Consider the following 16,038-nt stretch of genomic DNA (forward strand, 5'->3'; position numbering starts at 1 on the left):
CTCCAGCGCTCAGCCGGAAGCCGCCGACGGCCTGGTCTGACCGTCAGCGGGTGAGGCTGCGGCGGAAGGTGACCGGCTCCTCGACGAGCTCGGCCCACGCCGCCCGCTCCTCCTCGGTGATGCGTCGCGGCCGGCCGGTGGCGCGGTCGACGAGCACGAGCGTCGTCATGGCTCGGACGGCGACGCCGTCGGGGCCGGGCACCTCGTAGCAGACGTCGATGCTCGCCCCACCCATGCGGGCGAGCCACATCTCCACCTGGAGCGGCGCCGTCGAGTACTCCAGCGGCGCGAGGTACTCGATCTCCTGGTGGGCGATGAAGGTGGCTGTCTGGGCGCCGTCACCGGCGGCGAGGATCCTGCCGCCGGTGACGTCCTCCGGGCTCGCCCAGAATGCGGCGATCCGCGCCTCCTCAAGGAGGGTGAGCATCGCCGCGTTGTTGACGTGCCCGTACCCGTCGATGTCCGACCAGCGGAGCTTGACGGGAACGGTCAGTCGGGTCATCAGTCGCGGGTGAGCTTGCGGTAGGTCATCCGGCTGGGCCGCGCGGCGTCGGGGCCCAGCCGAGCGACCTTGTTCTCCTCGTAGGCGGCGAAGTTGCCCTCGAACCAGTACCAGCTCGCCGGGTTCTCCTCGGTGCCCTCCCAGGCGAGGATGTGGGTGGCCACGCGGTCGAGGAACCACCGGTCGTGGGAGACGACGACGGCGCAGCCCGGGAACTCGAGCAGGGCGTTCTCCAGCGAGCCGAGGGTCTCGACGTCGAGGTCGTTCGTCGGCTCGTCGAGGAGCAGGAGGTTGCCGCCCTGCTTGAGCGTGAGCGCGAGGTTGAGCCGGTTGCGCTCACCGCCGGACAGCACGCCGGCCGGCTTCTGCTGGTCCGCGCCCTTGAAGCCGAACTGGGAGACGTAGGCCCGCGAGGGGATCTCGACCTTGCCGACCTGGATGAAGTCCAGCCCGTCGGAGACCACCTCCCACAGCGTCTTCTTGGGGTCCAGGCCCTCACGGGACTGGTCGACGTAGGAGATCTTCACGGTCTCCCCGACCTTGAGGTCACCACCGTCGAGGGGCTCGAGGCCGACGATCGTCTTGAAGAGGGTCGTCTTGCCGACGCCGTTGGGGCCGATGACACCGACGATGCCGTTCGGCGGCAGGGAGAAGGACAGCCCGTCGATGAGCGTGCGGCCGTCGTAGCCCTTCTCAAGCTTCGTGGCGTCGATGACGACCGAGCCCAGGCGCGGGCCCGGCGGGATCTGGATCTCCTCGAAGTCGAGCTTGCGCATCCGGTCGGCCTCGGCGGCCATCTCCTCGTAGCGGGCCAGGCGCGCCTTGGACTTGGCCTGGCGACCCTTGGCCGAGGAGCGGACCCACTCGAGCTCGTCCTTGAGGCGCTTCTGCAGCTTGGCGTCCTTCTTGCCCTGGATCTCCAGGCGGGAGGCCTTCTTCTCGAGGTAGGTCGAGTAGTTGCCCTCGTAGGGGTAGAGGCGCCCGCGGTCGACCTCGGCGATCCACTCCGCGACGTGGTCGAGGAAGTACCGGTCGTGGGTGACGGCGATGACCGCGCCGGCGTACTTGGCAAGGTGCTGCTCGAGCCAGAGCACCGACTCCGCGTCGAGGTGGTTGGTGGGCTCGTCGAGGAGCAGGAGGTCGGGAGCCTCGAGGAGCAGCTTGCACAGCGCCACGCGGCGCCGCTCGCCACCGGACAGGACGGAGACGTCGGCGTCGGGCGGGGGCAGGCGCAGCGCGTCCATCGCCTGCTCGAGCTGGGAGTCGAGGTCCCACGCGTTGGCCGCGTCGATCTCACCCTGGAGGGTGCCCATCTCGGCCATGAGGGCGTCGAAGTCCGCGTCGGGGTTGGCCATCTCCTCACCGATCGCGTTGAACCGGTCGAGCTTGGCCTTGATCTCCGAGACGCCGTCCTGGACGTTCTCCAGCACGTTCTTGGTCTCGTCGAGCGGCGGCTCCTGGAGGAGGATCCCGACGGTGTAGCCCGGGCTCAGCCGTGCCTCACCGTTCGAGGGCTGCTCGAGCCCCGCCATGATCTTGAGGATCGTCGACTTGCCCGCGCCGTTCGGACCGACCATGCCGATCTTGGCGCCGGGCAGGAAGGACATCGAGACGTCGTCGAGGATGACCTTGTCGCCGTGCGCCTTGCGTGCCCTGACCATCGAGTAGATGTACTCGGCCACAACTCTCCCAGTGCTCGAGGATGCGGGCCGGACCCCCGGCCACTTGCGTCCTCCAGGGTAGGCCACGGTCGAGCCGGAGTCGTGCGCCGTCGCCTCCGAGGCGAGTCACACCTCGGCGGGCGCCTTCTCCCACGGGTCGGGGTCGAGGCCGCCCATCGGCGCGCCGTCGTCCTCCGGCTCACGGTCCCCGTCCGGCACGGTGCCCGGCTCCTCCGTGGCCTGGTCCTCCACCGGCGCCTGGCGCACGACCTTCGCGTACGTGACGAGGCCGTACTTGATGTCGACGGCGATGACGCCGGCGGTGATGACGTTGGTGTGGCTCGTGCGCTCCGGCCCCGCCCACTCCTCGGAGCTGAAGGTCCCCTGGACGAGGACCGGCATGCCGCGGCGGATCGACCGCTGCACGACCGCGCCGCCCGGCCCCCACGTCTTGACGGTGAACCACTCGGTGCCGGTCTCCCGCCACTCCCCGCTGGCTGGGTCCCGGTAGCTGCGCGTGCACGCGAGCCGGAACCTCGTCACCTCCTTCTCGTTCGTCGTGACGACGATCTCCGGGTCGGTGCCGACACGTCCGCGGACGGTGATCTGGTTGGTGTCGCTCATCGCGGTGCTCCCTGGCTCGGGCCGGCCGGGTGCCGGCGCCCGGGCACGACGATGCCGTCCGGCGCCGTCATCCGGCCGCGCCGAGGACGTCTGCTGTGGACGGGGCTGCCGGTCAGCCGTCCTGTGCAGCAGCCGCGTCGAGCGCATGCCGCAACGTTCGGTGCCGCTCGAGGACGGCGACCGTCGGGGCGGCGAGCTCGCGGCGCACGACCTCACCGACCCGCTCCTCCACCTCCTGGCGGTAGTGCGCCGCTGCCCGCTCCGCCTGAGAGCCGCGGGCCACCCGTGCCCCCACCACGCCCGCGGCACCGAGCACGAGGAGACCGGTACCGACGCCGAGCAGGACCCCGCCGGGCAGGTCGGCGGAGTCGAGGGCACCGACGACGCCGAGGACGAGCGCGATCAGGCCGAGCGTGACCAGCGCGACACCGGCGCTGTGCAGGGCGAGGAGTCCCGGCCGGCGCACCTGCGGGAGCGGTACGCCCTCGACGGCGGAGGAGACGGACTCGCGCAGCGGCTCCGCGCCGGGCACGGCCTGTGTCACGGCCAGCGCCCACCGCTCGGGCAGCCCGGCGGTCGCGGCGGCGAGCCAACGGCCCCGCACGGCCTCGACGGCGCCCGTCGCCGGCGGCTCGGGCCGCGCCAGCGCGCTGGACCGCACCCTGACGCCGGCGGCGCGTACCGAGTCGGCGACGGAGGCGACGCCCGCGGCGCGGCTCAGCTCGGCGGCGGCCGCACCGACCTGGGTGGTGCCGAGCACCGGTTCGTCGGGACCGACGGCGGTGCGCAGCCGGCGCGCGACGGCACCGATCTCCGCCTCGGCGGTCCGCGCGGCGGTCGAGGACCGCGCCACCGCGAGCGCGAGGATCTCGCGCACGTCGGCGACGCCCTGCCCGGTGACGGCCGAGGTGGTGATGACCTCGACGCCGTCCAGACCGTCGGCGCGCAGGAGCTCGCGGACCGACTCGACCACCCGGGGCACGGCGGCTCCCGGGATAGTGTCGACCTGGTTGACGAGGACGAGCATCGCCTCCTGGCGGTCGGCCAGGGCACGCAGGTAGCGGTCGTGGAGGGCGTGGTCGGCGTACTTCTGCGGGTCGACCACCCAGACGAGCATGTCGACGAGCGGCAGCAGCCGGTCGACCTGGTCGGCGTGCGCCTCGGCGACGGAGTCGTGGTCGGGCATGTCGAGGAGCACGAGGCCGTGCAGCGCCTGCTCCTCGTCGGCGTCCAGGACGCTCTCGCGGCCGATGCGGCGGTGCTCGGAGACCCCGAGGAAGTCGAGGAGCTCGGTGGCCGGCCCGCCCCACACGCACGCGGCGGCCCGGTCGGTCGTCGGCCGGATAGCGCCGACGTCGGCAAAACGCAGCCGGGAGATCGCGTTGAACAGCGAGGACTTGCCCGAGCCGGTGCCACCGACGAGCGCGACGACCGTGCGGTCCACCCCGAGCACCAGCCGCTTCTCGACCTGCGCGATGTCGGCGAGGGACGCGGAGACGAGCTCGGGAGCGACCTCGTCCCCGGCCTGTTCCAGCGCCGTGGCGATCCGCTCGACGTGTGCGCTGAGCCGCTCGTCGTCGTGGGTGGGGGCGGCGTGGGCGCCGTGGTGGCTCATCGGTGTCCTCTCAGCTCGCTGGCCCGCAACCGCAGACCGGCACCGGCCTCGCTGCGCAGCCCGAGCGCGGCGAGACGGTCCAGGGCGGGCCCCGCCTCGTCACGGACGACCGCGGCCGCGGTCTTGTGGAGGTCCTCGGCGACGGCGGTGACGAGGTCCTCCCCCGGGACGAGCGCCCGGACGGCCCGCGCGGCGCCCTCGAGCCCGACGGCTGCCGCCTGGAGCAGTCCGCTGAGCCCGGCGGCGTCGAGCACGCGGTCGGAGTCGCCGAGCGCCCGCCCGGCGAGCGCGTCGGTCCGCGCCGCCCAGGCTGCGACGGCGGAGTCGACGCGGGCGTCGCGTGCGCCGTCGTCGGCCACGAGCAGGCCGGCGCCGCCGCGGCCGGGCTCGGACCACGCGCGGCGCAGCTCCGCGGCGGCGTCGGACGCGGCGTCGCCGAGGAGCGGGGCGAGCGCCTGGCGCGTCTCGGCGCCGATGGCGACGGCGGCGCGGCTGCGGTCGCGCACGCCGCTGCCCCGCCAGCCCTTGCGGATGCGGGAGACGTCCCCGGCGAGCGGGGCGAGCACGCCGCCCGTGCTGGCCGCGGACAGCCAGCGGGTGGTGGGCGCGCCCTGCGTCGCGACCCCGGTGCGCAGCCGGGCGACGAGCGAGTCGGCGGCCGCCTCGACGGCCTGCTCGGCCCGCGAGCGGAGCGTTCCGGCGGCCATGGCCTGCTCGGTGACGCCGTCGGCAAGGCGCAGGAGCTCCTCGCGCAACGTCCCCCACACGCCCTCGGTGGTGCGGCGCACGACGCCCCGGGCGGTGTTGCGCCCGCCCAGGAGCGCGAGCCAGGCGCGGACGGGCTCGACGACGTCGGCCGGGAGTAGGCCCTCGTGCGGTCCGACGTCCGGGACGACGAACAGCGGCGCCTCACCCAGTCCGAGCTCGGTCATCCGGCGCATGAGGTCGGCGCGGACCTCGCGCAGCACGCGCCGCGGGACCCGGTTGAGGACGACGGCCACCGTGATCCCGCGCTCCTGCGCCTGGCGCAGCACCCGCCACGGCACGGCGTCGCCGTAACGCGCGGCCGTGGTGACGAAGAGCCACAGGTCGGCGGTCTCGAGGAGGAGGTTGGCCAGGGTGCGGTTGCCCTCGAGCACGGAGTCGAGGTCGGGCGCGTCGAGGAGCGCGAGGCCGGCGGGGACGCCGTCGTCGGGGACGACCTCGGCGAGCCCGGTGATCGGGTGCTCGGCGACGAGCCACGTGTCCTCGCTACGGACGGCGAGGACGGGGCTGACGGTCGTCGGCCGGATGACGCCGGCAGGCGAGATGTCACGGCCGACGACGGAGTTGACGAGCGTCGACTTCCCCGCTCCGGTCGAGCCGCCGAGGACGACGACGGCGGGTCCCGCCTCGCGCTTGAGGCGCGGCAGCAGGTGGGCACCGATCTGCGTCTCGACCCTGTCACGCAGCTCGCGCAGCGCGTCGGTGCCGGGCAGGTCGAGGGGGAAGCGGGCGGTGGTCACGTCGTCGAGGAGGTCGGTGACGACGTCGAGAATCGGGGACCGGCCCCTCACGTGGCGCGCCGAGGAGGCAGCGCGAGGGTCGGGGGCAGCGGTCACTCCCTCATCCTCCCTGGTCAGCGCGGGCTGACCAAGCCTCGACGTCACGTGTCGGCGTGCGTGTCGCTGCGAGGCACTACCGTTGTCCGTGGCCCGTGCGCCAGGCCCCCGTAGCTCAATGGATAGAGCAACGGCCTTCTAATCCGTAGGTTGCAGGTTCGAGTCCTGCCGGGGGCGCCGCCGCGGACCGCCGCGTGCCCGTCCCTTGACGGCGCCCGTGTGACGCAGGACCCTGGAGCCCCGTCCGCCGGAGGCACCCATGGGCAGGCTCGTCTACGCCGCCAACATCTCCCTCGACGGCTACCTCGAGGACGAGGCCGGGGCCCTCGACTGGTCCGAGCCCGACGACGAGGTGCACGCGTTCTGGAACGAGCACGAGCGGCACATCGGCACCTCCCTCTACGGCCGGCGCATGTACGAGACGATGAGCGTCTGGGAGGACGACGACTGGCTCGTGGGCGAGCCGGCCGTCGTCCAGGAGTACGCGGGCATCTGGCGTGACACCGACAAGGTCGTCTACTCCTCGACGCTCGAGGAGGTGACGACGGCGCGCACGCGGATCGAGCGGCTGTTCGACCCCGAGGCGGTGCGTGAGCTCAAGGAGTCCTCCACCTCCGACCTGAGCATCGGCGGTGCCGCGCTCGCGGCCGAGGCGTTCCGGCGCGGGCTGGTCGACGAGTGCGTGCTCCTCCTCTACCCCGTGGTCGTCGGCGGCGGGAAGCCCGCCCTGCCGCGCGGTGTCCGGCTCGACCTCGAGCTGCTGGACCACCGCCGGTTCGGCAACGGCGTCGTCCACGTGCGCCATGCCGTCGTGCACTAGCGCTCGACGGACGCCAGCACCTCGGCGAGCTCCGCCGGTCGGCTGACCATCGGCCAGTGCCACGTGGGGAGCTCGACGTAGCTCCAGTCGCCGTCGACCATGAGCGCGAACACCGGCGCCAGCTGCCGCACCTGCTCGAGGCCGAAGCTGCACAGCACGCCCGTCCGCGGCAGCCGCTCCCACGCGCCGGTGAGCGCGACCGGCTCGGTGGCGGTGCGCCAGGGCTGCGGCCGTGAGTCGGCGACCAGGGCGGCGACGGCGGCCTCGTCCACCCCGTCCACGCCGTCGGCGAGGACGGTCCAGGGCGGCGGCGCGAGCTTCCAGCCCTCACCGTGCGTCCTGACAAGCTCCGTGTTGGCCGCGCGCGCCTCGGGTCCTTCGAAGTCTGCCTGCGCCATGCCCTGCGGCAGTGGCCCGGCGTCGACGTAGACGAGGCGGCTCACACGCTCGGGCACGCGGTCCGCCGCACCGGTCGTCACGAGGGCGCCGTAGCTGTGCCCGACGAGGACGACGTCGTGCAGGTCCCGCTCCTCGAGGAGGGTGACGACGTCCTCGACGTGAGTCGTCAGGTCCGTCTCCGGGGTGGCGAGGTGGGCGCGCTCGCCCATGCCCGGGAGGTCGACGGCGTGGACGGTGTGGCCGCGCTCGCGCAGCGCGTCCGCGACGGGGCGCCAGACCGAGGCGCCGAGCCAGAAGCCGGGCACGAGGACGTAGGTGGTGGTGTCGGTGCTCATGACGACGACGTTAGGGTGGATTGTGGACACTATCCGCCCGGTATTCCGGTGCGACTTTCTCGGCGCGCACCAGGGGCGGCCGTGACCCGTCCGACCGCCCGTGTGCTCGCCATGCTCGAGCTGCTCCAGACGGGTGGGCAGCGCACCGTCGGCGAGCTCGCCGACCGGCTCGGCGTCGACGAGCGCACGGTGCGGCGCTACGCGGAGCACCTCGCCGACCTCGGCATCCCGGTCCGGGCGCAGCGGGGCAGGTACGGCGGCTACCGGCTGCTGCCGGGCTACAAGCTGCCGCCGCTCATGCTCACCGACGACGAGGCCGTCGCCGTCGTCCTCGGCCTCAGCGCCGCGGAGCGCACGGGGCTCGCCACCACCGCCCACGCGGCGACGGCGAGCGCGCTGGCCAAGGTGTCACGTGTGCTGCCGCAGGCGCTCGGCCAGCGGCTCGACAGCCTGCTCGCGAGCGCACAGTTCACCGGCAGCCCGTCACGGGCCGTCGCCCCGGCCGGCGCCGACACCCTGCTCGCCCTCGCCGCCGCCGCCCAGGCACGGCGCACCGTGGCGGTCGCGTACACCGCGTGGGACGGGCGGGAGTCACAACGTGAGCTCGACGTCTACGGCCTCGTCTTCCACTCCGGCCGGTGGTACGTCACCGGGCACGACCACGGCCGTGATGACGTGCGGACCTTCCGCCTGGACCGCATCGCCTCGGTCGCACAGGGCGAGGGTTCCTACGACGTGCCCGCCGACTTCGACGCCCGGACGCAGGTCACCTCGGGCATCGCGGCGGTCCGTTGGGCGCACGAGGTCCGTGTCCTCCTGCGGACGACCCGCGCGGAGGCGGCCGAGCGGCTGCCCCCGAGCGTGGGACGCCTGAGCGAGCACACCGACGGCGTGCTCCTCGAGACGCGCGCCGAGCACCTCGACGGCATGGCCCGCATGCTCGCCGGGCTCGGCTGGGACTTCGAGGTCCTCACGCCCGACGCCCTGCGCGAGGAGGTCCTCGCCCTCGCCGACCGCCTCCGGGCGAGCGCGGCGCGCGGCTCCGCCGGCCCGGCCACGGACGCGCCGCGGGGCCCGTGAGCGGCGCCGCCGGCTAGCTAGCAGGTGGCGAGCAGCCGCTCGAGGACGGTGGTCGACAGGTAGTCCGCGTAACCCTCGGGCCACGGCGGCACGTCGGTGCCGGCCAGGACGACGCCGGACAGGACCGCGACACTGCTCGGCGCACCTCGACACCGTGCCACAGCGCGCCCACCGGGATGCCGCTTTCGTGAAGCACAACCCGACTCAGCGGCGGCGGCCCCGCTGTGCCTGCCGCTTGCTCGGCTTCCGCCCGCGGCGGGTGCGCACGCGCAGCGCCTGCTGCGGGACGGGTGGCTCCAGCATGAGTGCGCGGAGCTCGTCGGGGAGCAGGTCCCAGGTGGGGCGGTCCAGCCACACGCCGCCGACCGCCCGCGCCCACACGGGGTCCCGCCGGCAGCGGTCGGCGATCGCTGCCACGTACCGGTCGGGGTGCACCTTCATGACGTCCTCGATCGCGTCGGCAGCGACGTACGACTCGAGCCCTTCGTCTGCGGCAGCAGGTGCAGCAACGCGTCGATGAGCTCGACCGGCAGGGTGCCGTCCATCGAGGCGTCCATGACAGCCTCGGCGGCCCAGAAGTACCGCTCCGCCTTGATGAGACGGTCCTGCCTGTCGCCCTTGCTCAGCACGTAGTTGGTGCGGTAGGCGTGCGCGACCTCCGCGATCGTCTCCGGGCTCCACTGCACGGCTCATCATGGACCAGGACCCCGGTGCGATGATGTCCTTTTTCGCCGGACACGTCCCCCGCGTCACGTAGCGGGCGGGCGGGCGGCTCAGTCGTCCTCCGCCGTCGTGCACGGGCCGACACACTGGTCGATCTCGTGCACGGTGACGCCGGTCTCCGTCAGCCCTTCCAACGCCGCGGCGGTTCCGTCGAGGAGGAAGCCGCAGCCGTCGACCGGCCACTGCGGCCACACAGCCCGGCCCTCGCCGTCGACGAGGAAGATCACCGGCTTCATCTCCATCTTCGCCATGCACGCGCCCGTGCTCGGCGGCGCCGAGTCGCGGGCCAGCACGGCGAGGAGCGGGCCCAGGTCACCGGTCAGCGTGACCTCCTCGACGGTGAGCCGCTGGACCACGTCCGGCTCCCCCGCCGCGCCGGGACCAGTCGGATCGAGGTCGTCGAGCCGCGGGACGAGCGTGGGCGGGGCCGGCTCCTGGACCAACTCGGCGAACGGGACCCTGCACTCCACGACGGCGGCCGGCACGAAGTCCGGCGGGACCGTGCCCGGCGCGGGGCCGGGGCGGCCGGCGCCGTGCGGGAGCAGCGACATGCCCGCGACGACGTCGTCGGCGAGGCAGTCGGGACCGGTCTCGAGCACCTCCGCCCGGCCGGCGGCGCTCGTCCCGGGGGCGGGCGCGCCCGGGTCGACCGGCGCGGACTGCGTCCCGCATGCGGCGAGGGCGCACAGTCCGGTGGCGGCGGCGAGGACGACGGCCCGTCGGAGCGGCCGTCGTCGGCCTGCAGGAGGGTGGGGTGCCATGTCCCGATTGTGTCGGCGGGCGGCGTGACCTTTCAGGGCTTCGTGCCGTCATCACCGAGCCGGGGATGAGGCCGCAACGCCGGCAAGGAGGACATCGCCCCGAGGACGAGGAGTACAGCCCCCGAGACACCCGGGCGCACCGCGCCGAGTCTTCGTCGCCGGCTCGGGGCGACGACTCGGATCAGGGGTCGCTGAGATCGGCGCGGCCAGCGGCCTCCTCGAGCGCGGCGACGGCAGCCGCCTGGTCCAGGCCGGTGATGCGCAGGACGTCGACCGCTGCCGAGCGGATCTGACCCACGAGGACCGCGGAGGCCTGGGTCCGGGGCCGGCCGCCGGACGCCGTCGCGGCCGCCCGCAGCGCGAGCTCCCGCACCGGCTCGGTGCCGCTCGTGCCGTCCAGCCACTCGCGCAGCTGGTCGATCGCCCCGGCGAGGTCGTCGAGCGCCGCGGCCAGCACCGCGCGCGTCCCGGAGTCGGCCGCGTCGTCGTGCCGGACGAGGTTGGCACTGGCACGGCACAGGCCCCGCCCCGTGGACACGAGGATGAGGACCCGGGCCGCCACCGCCTCGACCACCTCCAGGGAGCGGCGCCGCTCGGCCCGGCCACGCCGCGCGAGGACCTCCCGTGTCGCCGCCATCGCCTCGTCGATCTCGCCCCGCGCGCCGTCGAGCGCGTCCATGCCCACGAGGGCCTCCTCGGCCTCCGCGAGGGATCCGGTCCCCACGGCGCCGCGCAGACGACGGACGACCGCCGCGTACCCCGACAGCGTCTCGGACGCCGCGGCCCGGGCGGCCCGGTACGGGTCGGGCGCGACGACGGCGTTGAGGACGACGGCGACCGTCCCGCCGACGAGAGCGTCGGCCAGCCGCACCCACGGCCCGGCGTCCAGGTAGGGAACGAGCGCGACGACGACGACGGCCGCGACGGCCGCCTGGTTCGCCATGAGGCCGCTCGGCCGGATCGCGACCGCCGCGGTCATCGCGAGCAGCACGGCGACGGCCAGCTGCAGGGGCCCGACGCCGAGCGCCCGTGACAGCAGGTCGGCCGCCACGATACCGAGGACGACACCGGCCGAGATCTCCGCTGCGCGACGCACGCGCTGCCCCGCGGACAGTCCTGTCGCGACGACGGCGGCGATCGGCGCGAACACCGCGTTCTGCGGGCCCACGAGCAGGCTCGCGGCGAGGTAGGCGGTGCCCGCTGCCGTGGCAGCCAGGACCAGGGACTGGGCGTTGGCGTGGACCCGGCGGCCTGCCGCCGCCACCGCCTGACGGAGCCGTGCGGCTCCGCGACGCGGCGCCGGGCCGGCGGCGGACCGGACCATCACCCGTCCCCGGGCAGTCCCGTGGTGACCGTGACGCCCAGCTCGGCCTGGCGCGTGTCGACGTGCCGGAGCTGGACGACGACGGGCACGTCGCTGACCACCGTGAGGCCGTAGGGAACACCGAGCGGCACGGCCTCGGGGGCGATGAGGTCGTTGACCCTCACGTGACGGACCCGCCGGGCGGGCACCTCCACCCGGTAGGGCCCCACCGGTTCCTGGTCGTCGTGGTAGACGGTGAGCTCGACGCACGCCTCGGAGTCGGACGTGTTGAGCAGGCACAGCTCGTCGCGGCTCGTGAAGTCCGGTTCCGGGCCGGTGGAGCCGTCGGGCATGTATCCCGCGGCGAAGGCCCACCGTGTGCGCCCGATCGGGGTGAGGTCACTGCTCATCGGTCGCGGCCCTCCTCGCCCAGGAGCGTGCGCAGGTAGTCGTTGAGGAACACACCGCCGGGATCGAGACGACGGCGGATGTCCCGGAAGCGGTCCCAGTCCGGGTACATGCGGCTGAGGTGCTCGGCCGTCCGGGTGTGCTTCTTCCCCCAGTGCGGGCGCCCGTCGTGGCCGAGGAAGATCGGCTCGACGTCCTCGAAGTACGCCTTGTAGTCGAGCGTGGCGTTCTGCAGCAGCGCGATCGTCATGGTGGGCCGGTCCTGGGCGTTGGACAGCATCGCCCGGTCCGGGGCGATGGTCCTCACCAGCACCCGCCAGGCGACGCGGGCGCGGTGGCGAGCCTTGACCCGCTCGCGCACCTCGCGGAACGTCGCCAGGCCCGCCTCGCGGGGCAGCATGTACTCCATCTCGTCGAACTCGATCTCCCGGTGGTTGGGGATCACCTCGTAGGACGGACCGCTCGACTCACGCTTGAGGCGGCCAGGCACCCGCAGCCCGTCGAGCCGACCGGGCTCGTCGAGGACGCGGACCTGGGCGAGGTCGCTGCGCGGGTACCAGTAGAAGTCCACGTGCCGGTAGGTCGCGGCCAGCTCGTCGAAGTGGTCCAGGACCCAGTCGATGTGGGTCATGACGTTGCGCCGGTGCAGGTGGTGAGCGGGTCGCACACGCAGTGTCAGGGAGGTCAGGACGCCGAGGGCCCCGAGGGAGACCTGAGCGGCGCGCGTGAGGTCGGAGTCAGGAGGGTCGCCGGCGTCGTGGCCGAAGGGCACGACCTCGCCCGCCGCCGTGACCAGACGCCCGCCGACAAGTGCCGACGACAGGTTGCCGAGGCTCTCGCCGGTCCCGTGGGTGCCGGTGCCGATGGCGCCGGCGATCGCCTGGTAGTCGACGTCTCCGAGGTTCTCCATGGCCAGTCCGGCGTCGGCGAGCTGGGCGCCGAGGTCCTCGATCCCCGTCCCGGGCAGCACGGTGGCCAGGCCGGCCTCGGCGTCGTGGTCGACGACGCCGCTGAGGTTGTCGAGCGAGAGCAGCACGTCTCTCGTCGCCATCACGGGGGTCGAGGAGTGGCAGGAGCCGACCGGGCGCACCCCGAGACCGTGCTCGGTGGCGCGCCGCACGAGGCCGACCACCTCCTCCTCCGTGCGAGGCCACACTCGCCAGCCTGCCGTGAAGGACAAGCTGCCCGACCAGTTGGTGACGTGGACGTCACGCTCGGACGGCGCGTGTGTCAGGGCGCGGACCATCTCTGGTGGCGTCATGCTCACCACACTCTCCGGTGTCCGTACGGATCGCCACCGGAGCCCGGTCCAGCCAGCCGTTCGGTGACGTCCGTGCGTAGGTGGGCCCTCATGAGCGGGGGTCGTGGACGCTGCCCAGGAACAGCACGACGCCGGTCTCCCGGTCGCTCACGGTGAAGGCGAACGGTCGGTCGACCCGGAAGGCCGGCGGGCCCGCCGACTCGATCATGACCCCGCCCGTGACGGCGGCCGCCGCGGTGCCCTCCTCGTCGACACGGATGTAGGTCTTCTGGACGACGACGTCGAGGTCGGGGTCGCCGGATGACATCGGGACGAAGTCCTCGCCGCCGAAGGCGGACACCATCCCGAGCGACTGCAGCGCGTCGTCGAGCTCGGCGTCCGACTCGAGCTCGAAGCGCGGCAGCGCGATCTCCGACACCGCCGCCGGCTGCAGCTCGGCCACGGCGGCCGCCCAGGTCTCGGCGTCGAGGTCGTCGAGCAGCTCGTCGAGACGGACGCCCTCGTCCGGCAGCAGCACCTCCATGCCGAACCTCTCCTCCTCCCCGTAGGGCAGGCGCAGCACCTGGAAACCCTCGCCGGTGGCGAGCTCCACGTCCGCGGCGCCGCGGTGCATCGTGGTCACGTCCACCACCTCCCCGTCTGCGAGGGTGAAGGGCGAGTCCCGGGTGCTGCCCTCCTCGAAGGTCGTCGTCCACGTGCCGTGGAAGTACACGGCGTTGAGGAGTACCAGCACGGCCGCGGGGCTCGGCAGCCCGAGGTCGGCGGCGATCGCGTCGATCAGCCCCTCGGTGCGCTGCTCGACCCAGTCGTCGATCGCGACGGCGGTGTCCGGCGAGCCCAGATCCACCTCGTCGAGCGTCGCGCCGTAGGTGTCCTGGACGAACGAGACGTAGTCGGGCTCGAGGTCCTTCGCCACGGCGGTGTGCAGGTCGAAGCCGAAGGCGTTGACGCCGTCGGCCGCCGCAGCGGCATCCGCCGGCGACAGCGTGCCCGCCAGCGCCGCCCCGACCCCGTCCCCCGCTCGCTCGTCGGGCATGGGAGCGTCGCCGCAGGCGGCGAGCATGAGCGCGAGTGATGTCACCGCCGCCGCGACGGTGCTGGTCCTCCGACGGTCTGCCACGGCTCGCCCTCCCTCGGGCTTCGGGACCCCCGTTCCTACCGTGTCCATGTCGGCTGACCGGGCGTTCTTGCGGCCGATGGGACCAACGAAAAGCAACAGCTGTCGCGACGGCCTGGGTAGGCTGACAGTCGCCCGCCACCGATCGGCGCGCGCAGCCGCCTGCCTGGGCGACCACGGCCTCGCCAGCAGGCGGCGGCCGACCACGGCCGCACCGCTCTCTGACCCCCGAGGAGCCCCATGGAACTCGCCGGCACCGCCCTGATCGTCGTCGTGGCGGTCGTTGCCCTCATCGTCCTCGTCATCGTCGGCTTCATCTACGCCAAGGTGCGCTTCAAGATCGCCACCCCGGACGAGGCGCTCATCATCACCGGCCGCAAGAGCGGCAAGCCCGTCATCAACCCCGAGACCGGCGACGAGACCACCGACCTGTCCGGCCAGCGCGTCGTCATCGGGGGCGGCACGTTCGTCAAGCCGGTCTTCGAGCAGGTCGTGCGGCTGTCGCTCGCCTCCCAGAGCTTCTCCGTCGCCGCCGAGGACGCGACGACCAAGAGCGGTGTCGGTGTCACGCTGCGCTCGATCGCCGTCGTCAAGGTCGGCGGCACCGAGCGCATGGTGCGCGCCGCCGCCCAGCGCTTCGCGGGCCGCAGCCAGGAACAGGTCATCGAGCAGCAGACCAGCGAGGTCCTCGTCGGTGTGCTCCGCACCATCGCCGGCACGCTCACCGTCGAGTCGATCCTCTACGAGCGCCAGGAGTTCTCGAAGGAGGTCAAGGACATCGCCGTGCCGATGCTCGCCGAGCGCGGCCTGGTCCTGGAGAACTTCGAGATCCAGACCGTCGAGGACTCCGGGGACTACATCCGCAACCTCGGGCGTCCCCGGGCCGCCGCCGTCGCCCGTGACGCCGAGATCGCCGAGGCGCAGGCCCGCCAGGAGAGCACCGAGCGGTCCAACGAGTCCGCCGTCCAGATCGCCGAGTCGAACAAGGCCCTGGCGCTGCGCAACGCGCAGATCGCCCAGCAGACCGCCCAGGCCCAGGCCGAGGCGGAGGCCGCGCAGGAACGAGCCGAGGCCGAGGCCCAGCAGGCCGTCCTCATCGAGCAGGAGCAGGTCGCCCAACGCCGCGCCGCGCTGCGCGAGCAGGAGCTGCAGACCGAGGTCCGCAAGCCCGCCGAGGCGCGCAAGTACGAGGCCGCGCAGGAGGCCGACGCCCGCAAGTACGCCGCCGAGCAGGAGGCGGAGGCCTCCAAGACCGCCGCGATCCGCAAGGCGGAGGCCGAGGCGCAGCGGACCATGGCCCAGGCCGACGCCGAGGCCTCCGCGGCCCGTGCCCGCGCCGAGGCCGACCTCGTCGAGCAGCAGCGCCGCGCCGAGGGTGCCCTCGCCCTCGCCCGCGCCGAGGCCGACGGCGTCCAGGCCCGGGGTGAGGCCGAGGCGGCCGCGGAGCGCGCCAAGGGTGAGGCCCGCGGTGCCGCGATCAAGGCGGAGGCCGACGCCTACGAGGCCTTCCCCGAGTCGGCCCGCCTCCAGATGGTCCTCGACGCCCTGCCCCGCATGGCCCAGCCCTACGCCGACGCTCTCGGCAGCATCGACGACATCACCGTCATCGACAAGGACGGTGCCTCGCGGCTCACCGACCAGGTGTCCGTCGGTGTCCAGGAGCTCGCCACCCTGCTCAAGGCGCAGACCGGGATCGACCTGCTCGAGCTGGTCCGCGGCCGCACGAGCGGTGGGCAGCAGCCCGAGCCCGTGGGCGTGGGTCGCCGCACGTCGGACGACGACGGCTCGAGCGAGGCCCCGACGAGCTGACCTCCCGCCGTGCCGTCGT

Annotated in this window: 17 protein-coding genes and 1 tRNA gene; 4 read left to right on the forward strand and 14 right to left on the reverse strand. The window is 73.5% G+C overall.

Annotated elements, in window-relative coordinates; genetic code table 11:
* Positions 1-43 precede the first annotated feature (43 nt).
* The 5 genes from GD632_RS11960 to GD632_RS11980 form a co-directional block, all read right to left on the reverse strand.
* Positions 44-502 carry an acyl-CoA thioesterase gene (locus tag GD632_RS11960; RefSeq protein WP_152192444.1) on the reverse strand — a complete coding sequence of 153 codons (459 nt, stop codon included), beginning with the start codon at positions 500-502 and terminating at the stop codon, positions 44-46.
* The gene (gene ettA, locus GD632_RS11965; protein WP_152192445.1) at positions 502-2,184 is read right to left on the reverse strand and encodes an energy-dependent translational throttle protein EttA; all 1,683 of its coding nucleotides are present in this window, start codon (positions 2,182-2,184) and stop codon (positions 502-504) included. Before ettA ends, GD632_RS11960 begins: the two co-directional genes overlap by 1 nt.
* 105 nt (positions 2,185-2,289) lie before the next feature.
* A complete protein-coding gene (locus GD632_RS11970) occupies positions 2,290-2,787 on the reverse strand; it encodes a single-stranded DNA-binding protein (RefSeq protein ID WP_193311462.1) in 498 nt (165 codons plus the stop codon).
* Between the two features lie 112 nt (positions 2,788-2,899).
* Positions 2,900-4,402 carry a GTPase gene (locus GD632_RS11975; protein WP_152192447.1) on the reverse strand — a complete coding sequence of 501 codons (1,503 nt, stop codon included), beginning with the start codon at positions 4,400-4,402 and terminating at the stop codon, positions 2,900-2,902.
* On the reverse strand, positions 4,399-6,003 hold the full coding sequence (locus GD632_RS11980) for an ABC transporter (protein ID WP_152192448.1): 1,605 nt from the start codon (positions 6,001-6,003) through the stop codon (positions 4,399-4,401). The genes GD632_RS11975 and GD632_RS11980 overlap by 4 nt, the downstream gene beginning before the upstream one ends.
* A gap of 104 nt (positions 6,004-6,107) precedes the next feature.
* Here GD632_RS11980 and GD632_RS11985 point away from each other — a divergent pair.
* Both GD632_RS11985 and GD632_RS11990 read left to right on the forward strand, forming a co-directional pair.
* Positions 6,108-6,180 (forward strand) — tRNA-Arg (locus tag GD632_RS11985).
* An 82-nt stretch (positions 6,181-6,262) separates the two neighbouring features.
* Complete coding sequence (locus tag GD632_RS11990) at positions 6,263-6,823, forward strand: dihydrofolate reductase family protein (RefSeq protein WP_152192449.1); 561 nt, start codon at positions 6,263-6,265, stop codon at positions 6,821-6,823.
* Here GD632_RS11990 and GD632_RS11995 read toward each other — a convergent pair.
* Positions 6,820-7,557, reverse strand: coding sequence for an alpha/beta fold hydrolase (locus GD632_RS11995; RefSeq protein ID WP_152192450.1), 738 nt, complete (start codon positions 7,555-7,557; stop codon positions 6,820-6,822). The two genes, GD632_RS11990 and GD632_RS11995, sit on opposite strands and share 4 nt — an antisense overlap.
* Before the next feature lie 81 nt (positions 7,558-7,638).
* Between GD632_RS11995 and GD632_RS12000 the strand changes: the two genes are divergently transcribed.
* Positions 7,639-8,637: a helix-turn-helix transcriptional regulator gene (locus GD632_RS12000; RefSeq protein WP_152192451.1), complete on the forward strand. Its 999-nt coding sequence runs from the start codon at positions 7,639-7,641 to the stop codon at positions 8,635-8,637.
* A gap of 17 nt (positions 8,638-8,654) precedes the next feature.
* Here the strand turns inward: GD632_RS12000 and GD632_RS16040 are convergent, their stop codons facing one another.
* The 8 genes from GD632_RS16040 to GD632_RS12035 form a co-directional block, all read right to left on the reverse strand.
* Positions 8,655-8,798 (reverse strand): hypothetical protein, encoded by a 144-nt coding sequence (locus tag GD632_RS16040; RefSeq protein WP_193311463.1) that lies wholly within the window; start codon positions 8,796-8,798, stop codon positions 8,655-8,657.
* Between the two features lie 43 nt (positions 8,799-8,841).
* Entirely contained in the window at positions 8,842-9,078 is a 237-nt protein-coding gene (locus tag GD632_RS12005) for a hypothetical protein (RefSeq protein ID WP_152192452.1), read from the reverse strand.
* Positions 9,075-9,323, reverse strand: coding sequence for a hypothetical protein (locus GD632_RS12010; protein ID WP_152192453.1), 249 nt, complete (start codon positions 9,321-9,323; stop codon positions 9,075-9,077). The genes GD632_RS12005 and GD632_RS12010 overlap by 4 nt, the downstream gene beginning before the upstream one ends.
* Positions 9,324-9,410: 87 nt before the next feature.
* Entirely contained in the window at positions 9,411-10,121 is a 711-nt protein-coding gene (locus tag GD632_RS12015) for a hypothetical protein (RefSeq protein WP_152192454.1), read from the reverse strand.
* Positions 10,122-10,302: 181 nt separating this feature from the next.
* Positions 10,303-11,385: an FUSC family protein gene (locus GD632_RS12020; RefSeq protein WP_193311464.1), complete on the reverse strand. Its 1,083-nt coding sequence runs from the start codon at positions 11,383-11,385 to the stop codon at positions 10,303-10,305.
* A 59-nt stretch (positions 11,386-11,444) separates the two neighbouring features.
* Positions 11,445-11,834: a sensory rhodopsin transducer gene (locus tag GD632_RS12025; protein ID WP_152192456.1), complete on the reverse strand. Its 390-nt coding sequence runs from the start codon at positions 11,832-11,834 to the stop codon at positions 11,445-11,447.
* Positions 11,831-13,078, reverse strand: coding sequence for a D-arabinono-1,4-lactone oxidase (locus GD632_RS12030; protein WP_152192521.1), 1,248 nt, complete (start codon positions 13,076-13,078; stop codon positions 11,831-11,833). Before GD632_RS12030 ends, GD632_RS12025 begins: the two co-directional genes overlap by 4 nt.
* Positions 13,079-13,181: 103 nt before the next feature.
* Positions 13,182-14,174: a serpin family protein gene (locus tag GD632_RS12035; RefSeq protein WP_152192457.1), complete on the reverse strand. Its 993-nt coding sequence runs from the start codon at positions 14,172-14,174 to the stop codon at positions 13,182-13,184.
* A 276-nt stretch (positions 14,175-14,450) separates the two neighbouring features.
* Here GD632_RS12035 and GD632_RS12040 point away from each other — a divergent pair, with 276 nt between their 5' ends.
* Positions 14,451-16,019 (forward strand): SPFH domain-containing protein, encoded by a 1,569-nt coding sequence (locus GD632_RS12040; RefSeq protein WP_152192458.1) that lies wholly within the window; start codon positions 14,451-14,453, stop codon positions 16,017-16,019.
* The last annotated feature ends 19 nt before the right edge of the window (positions 16,020-16,038 follow it).

The sequence above is a fragment of the Georgenia satyanarayanai genome, assembly GCF_009193135.1.
Taxonomy (GTDB): Bacteria; Actinomycetota; Actinomycetes; order Actinomycetales; family Actinomycetaceae; genus Oceanitalea; species Oceanitalea satyanarayanai.

What these genes read in the sequence shown, in the direction of transcription:
- GD632_RS11960 (WP_152192444.1), bottom strand. Translation starts at nt 502, where the DNA reads ATGACCCGACTGACCGTTCCCGTCAAGCTCCGCTGGTCGGACATCGAC.
- GD632_RS12030 (WP_152192521.1), bottom strand. Translation starts at nt 13,078, where the DNA reads ATGGTCCGCGCCCTGACACACGCGCCGTCCGAGCGTGACGTCCACGTC.
- GD632_RS11975 (WP_152192447.1), bottom strand. Translation starts at nt 4,402, where the DNA reads ATGAGCCACCACGGCGCCCACGCCGCCCCCACCCACGACGACGAGCGG.
- GD632_RS12005 (WP_152192452.1), bottom strand. Translation starts at nt 9,078, where the DNA reads ATGAAGGTGCACCCCGACCGGTACGTGGCAGCGATCGCCGACCGCTGC.
- GD632_RS11990 (WP_152192449.1), top strand. Translation starts at nt 6,263, where the DNA reads ATGGGCAGGCTCGTCTACGCCGCCAACATCTCCCTCGACGGCTACCTC.
- GD632_RS12040 (WP_152192458.1), top strand. Translation starts at nt 14,451, where the DNA reads ATGGAACTCGCCGGCACCGCCCTGATCGTCGTCGTGGCGGTCGTTGCC.
- GD632_RS12025 (WP_152192456.1), bottom strand. Translation starts at nt 11,834, where the DNA reads ATGAGCAGTGACCTCACCCCGATCGGGCGCACACGGTGGGCCTTCGCC.
- GD632_RS11970 (WP_193311462.1), bottom strand. Translation starts at nt 2,787, where the DNA reads ATGAGCGACACCAACCAGATCACCGTCCGCGGACGTGTCGGCACCGAC.
- GD632_RS11995 (WP_152192450.1), bottom strand. Translation starts at nt 7,557, where the DNA reads ATGAGCACCGACACCACCACCTACGTCCTCGTGCCCGGCTTCTGGCTC.
- GD632_RS12015 (WP_152192454.1), bottom strand. Translation starts at nt 10,121, where the DNA reads ATGGCACCCCACCCTCCTGCAGGCCGACGACGGCCGCTCCGACGGGCC.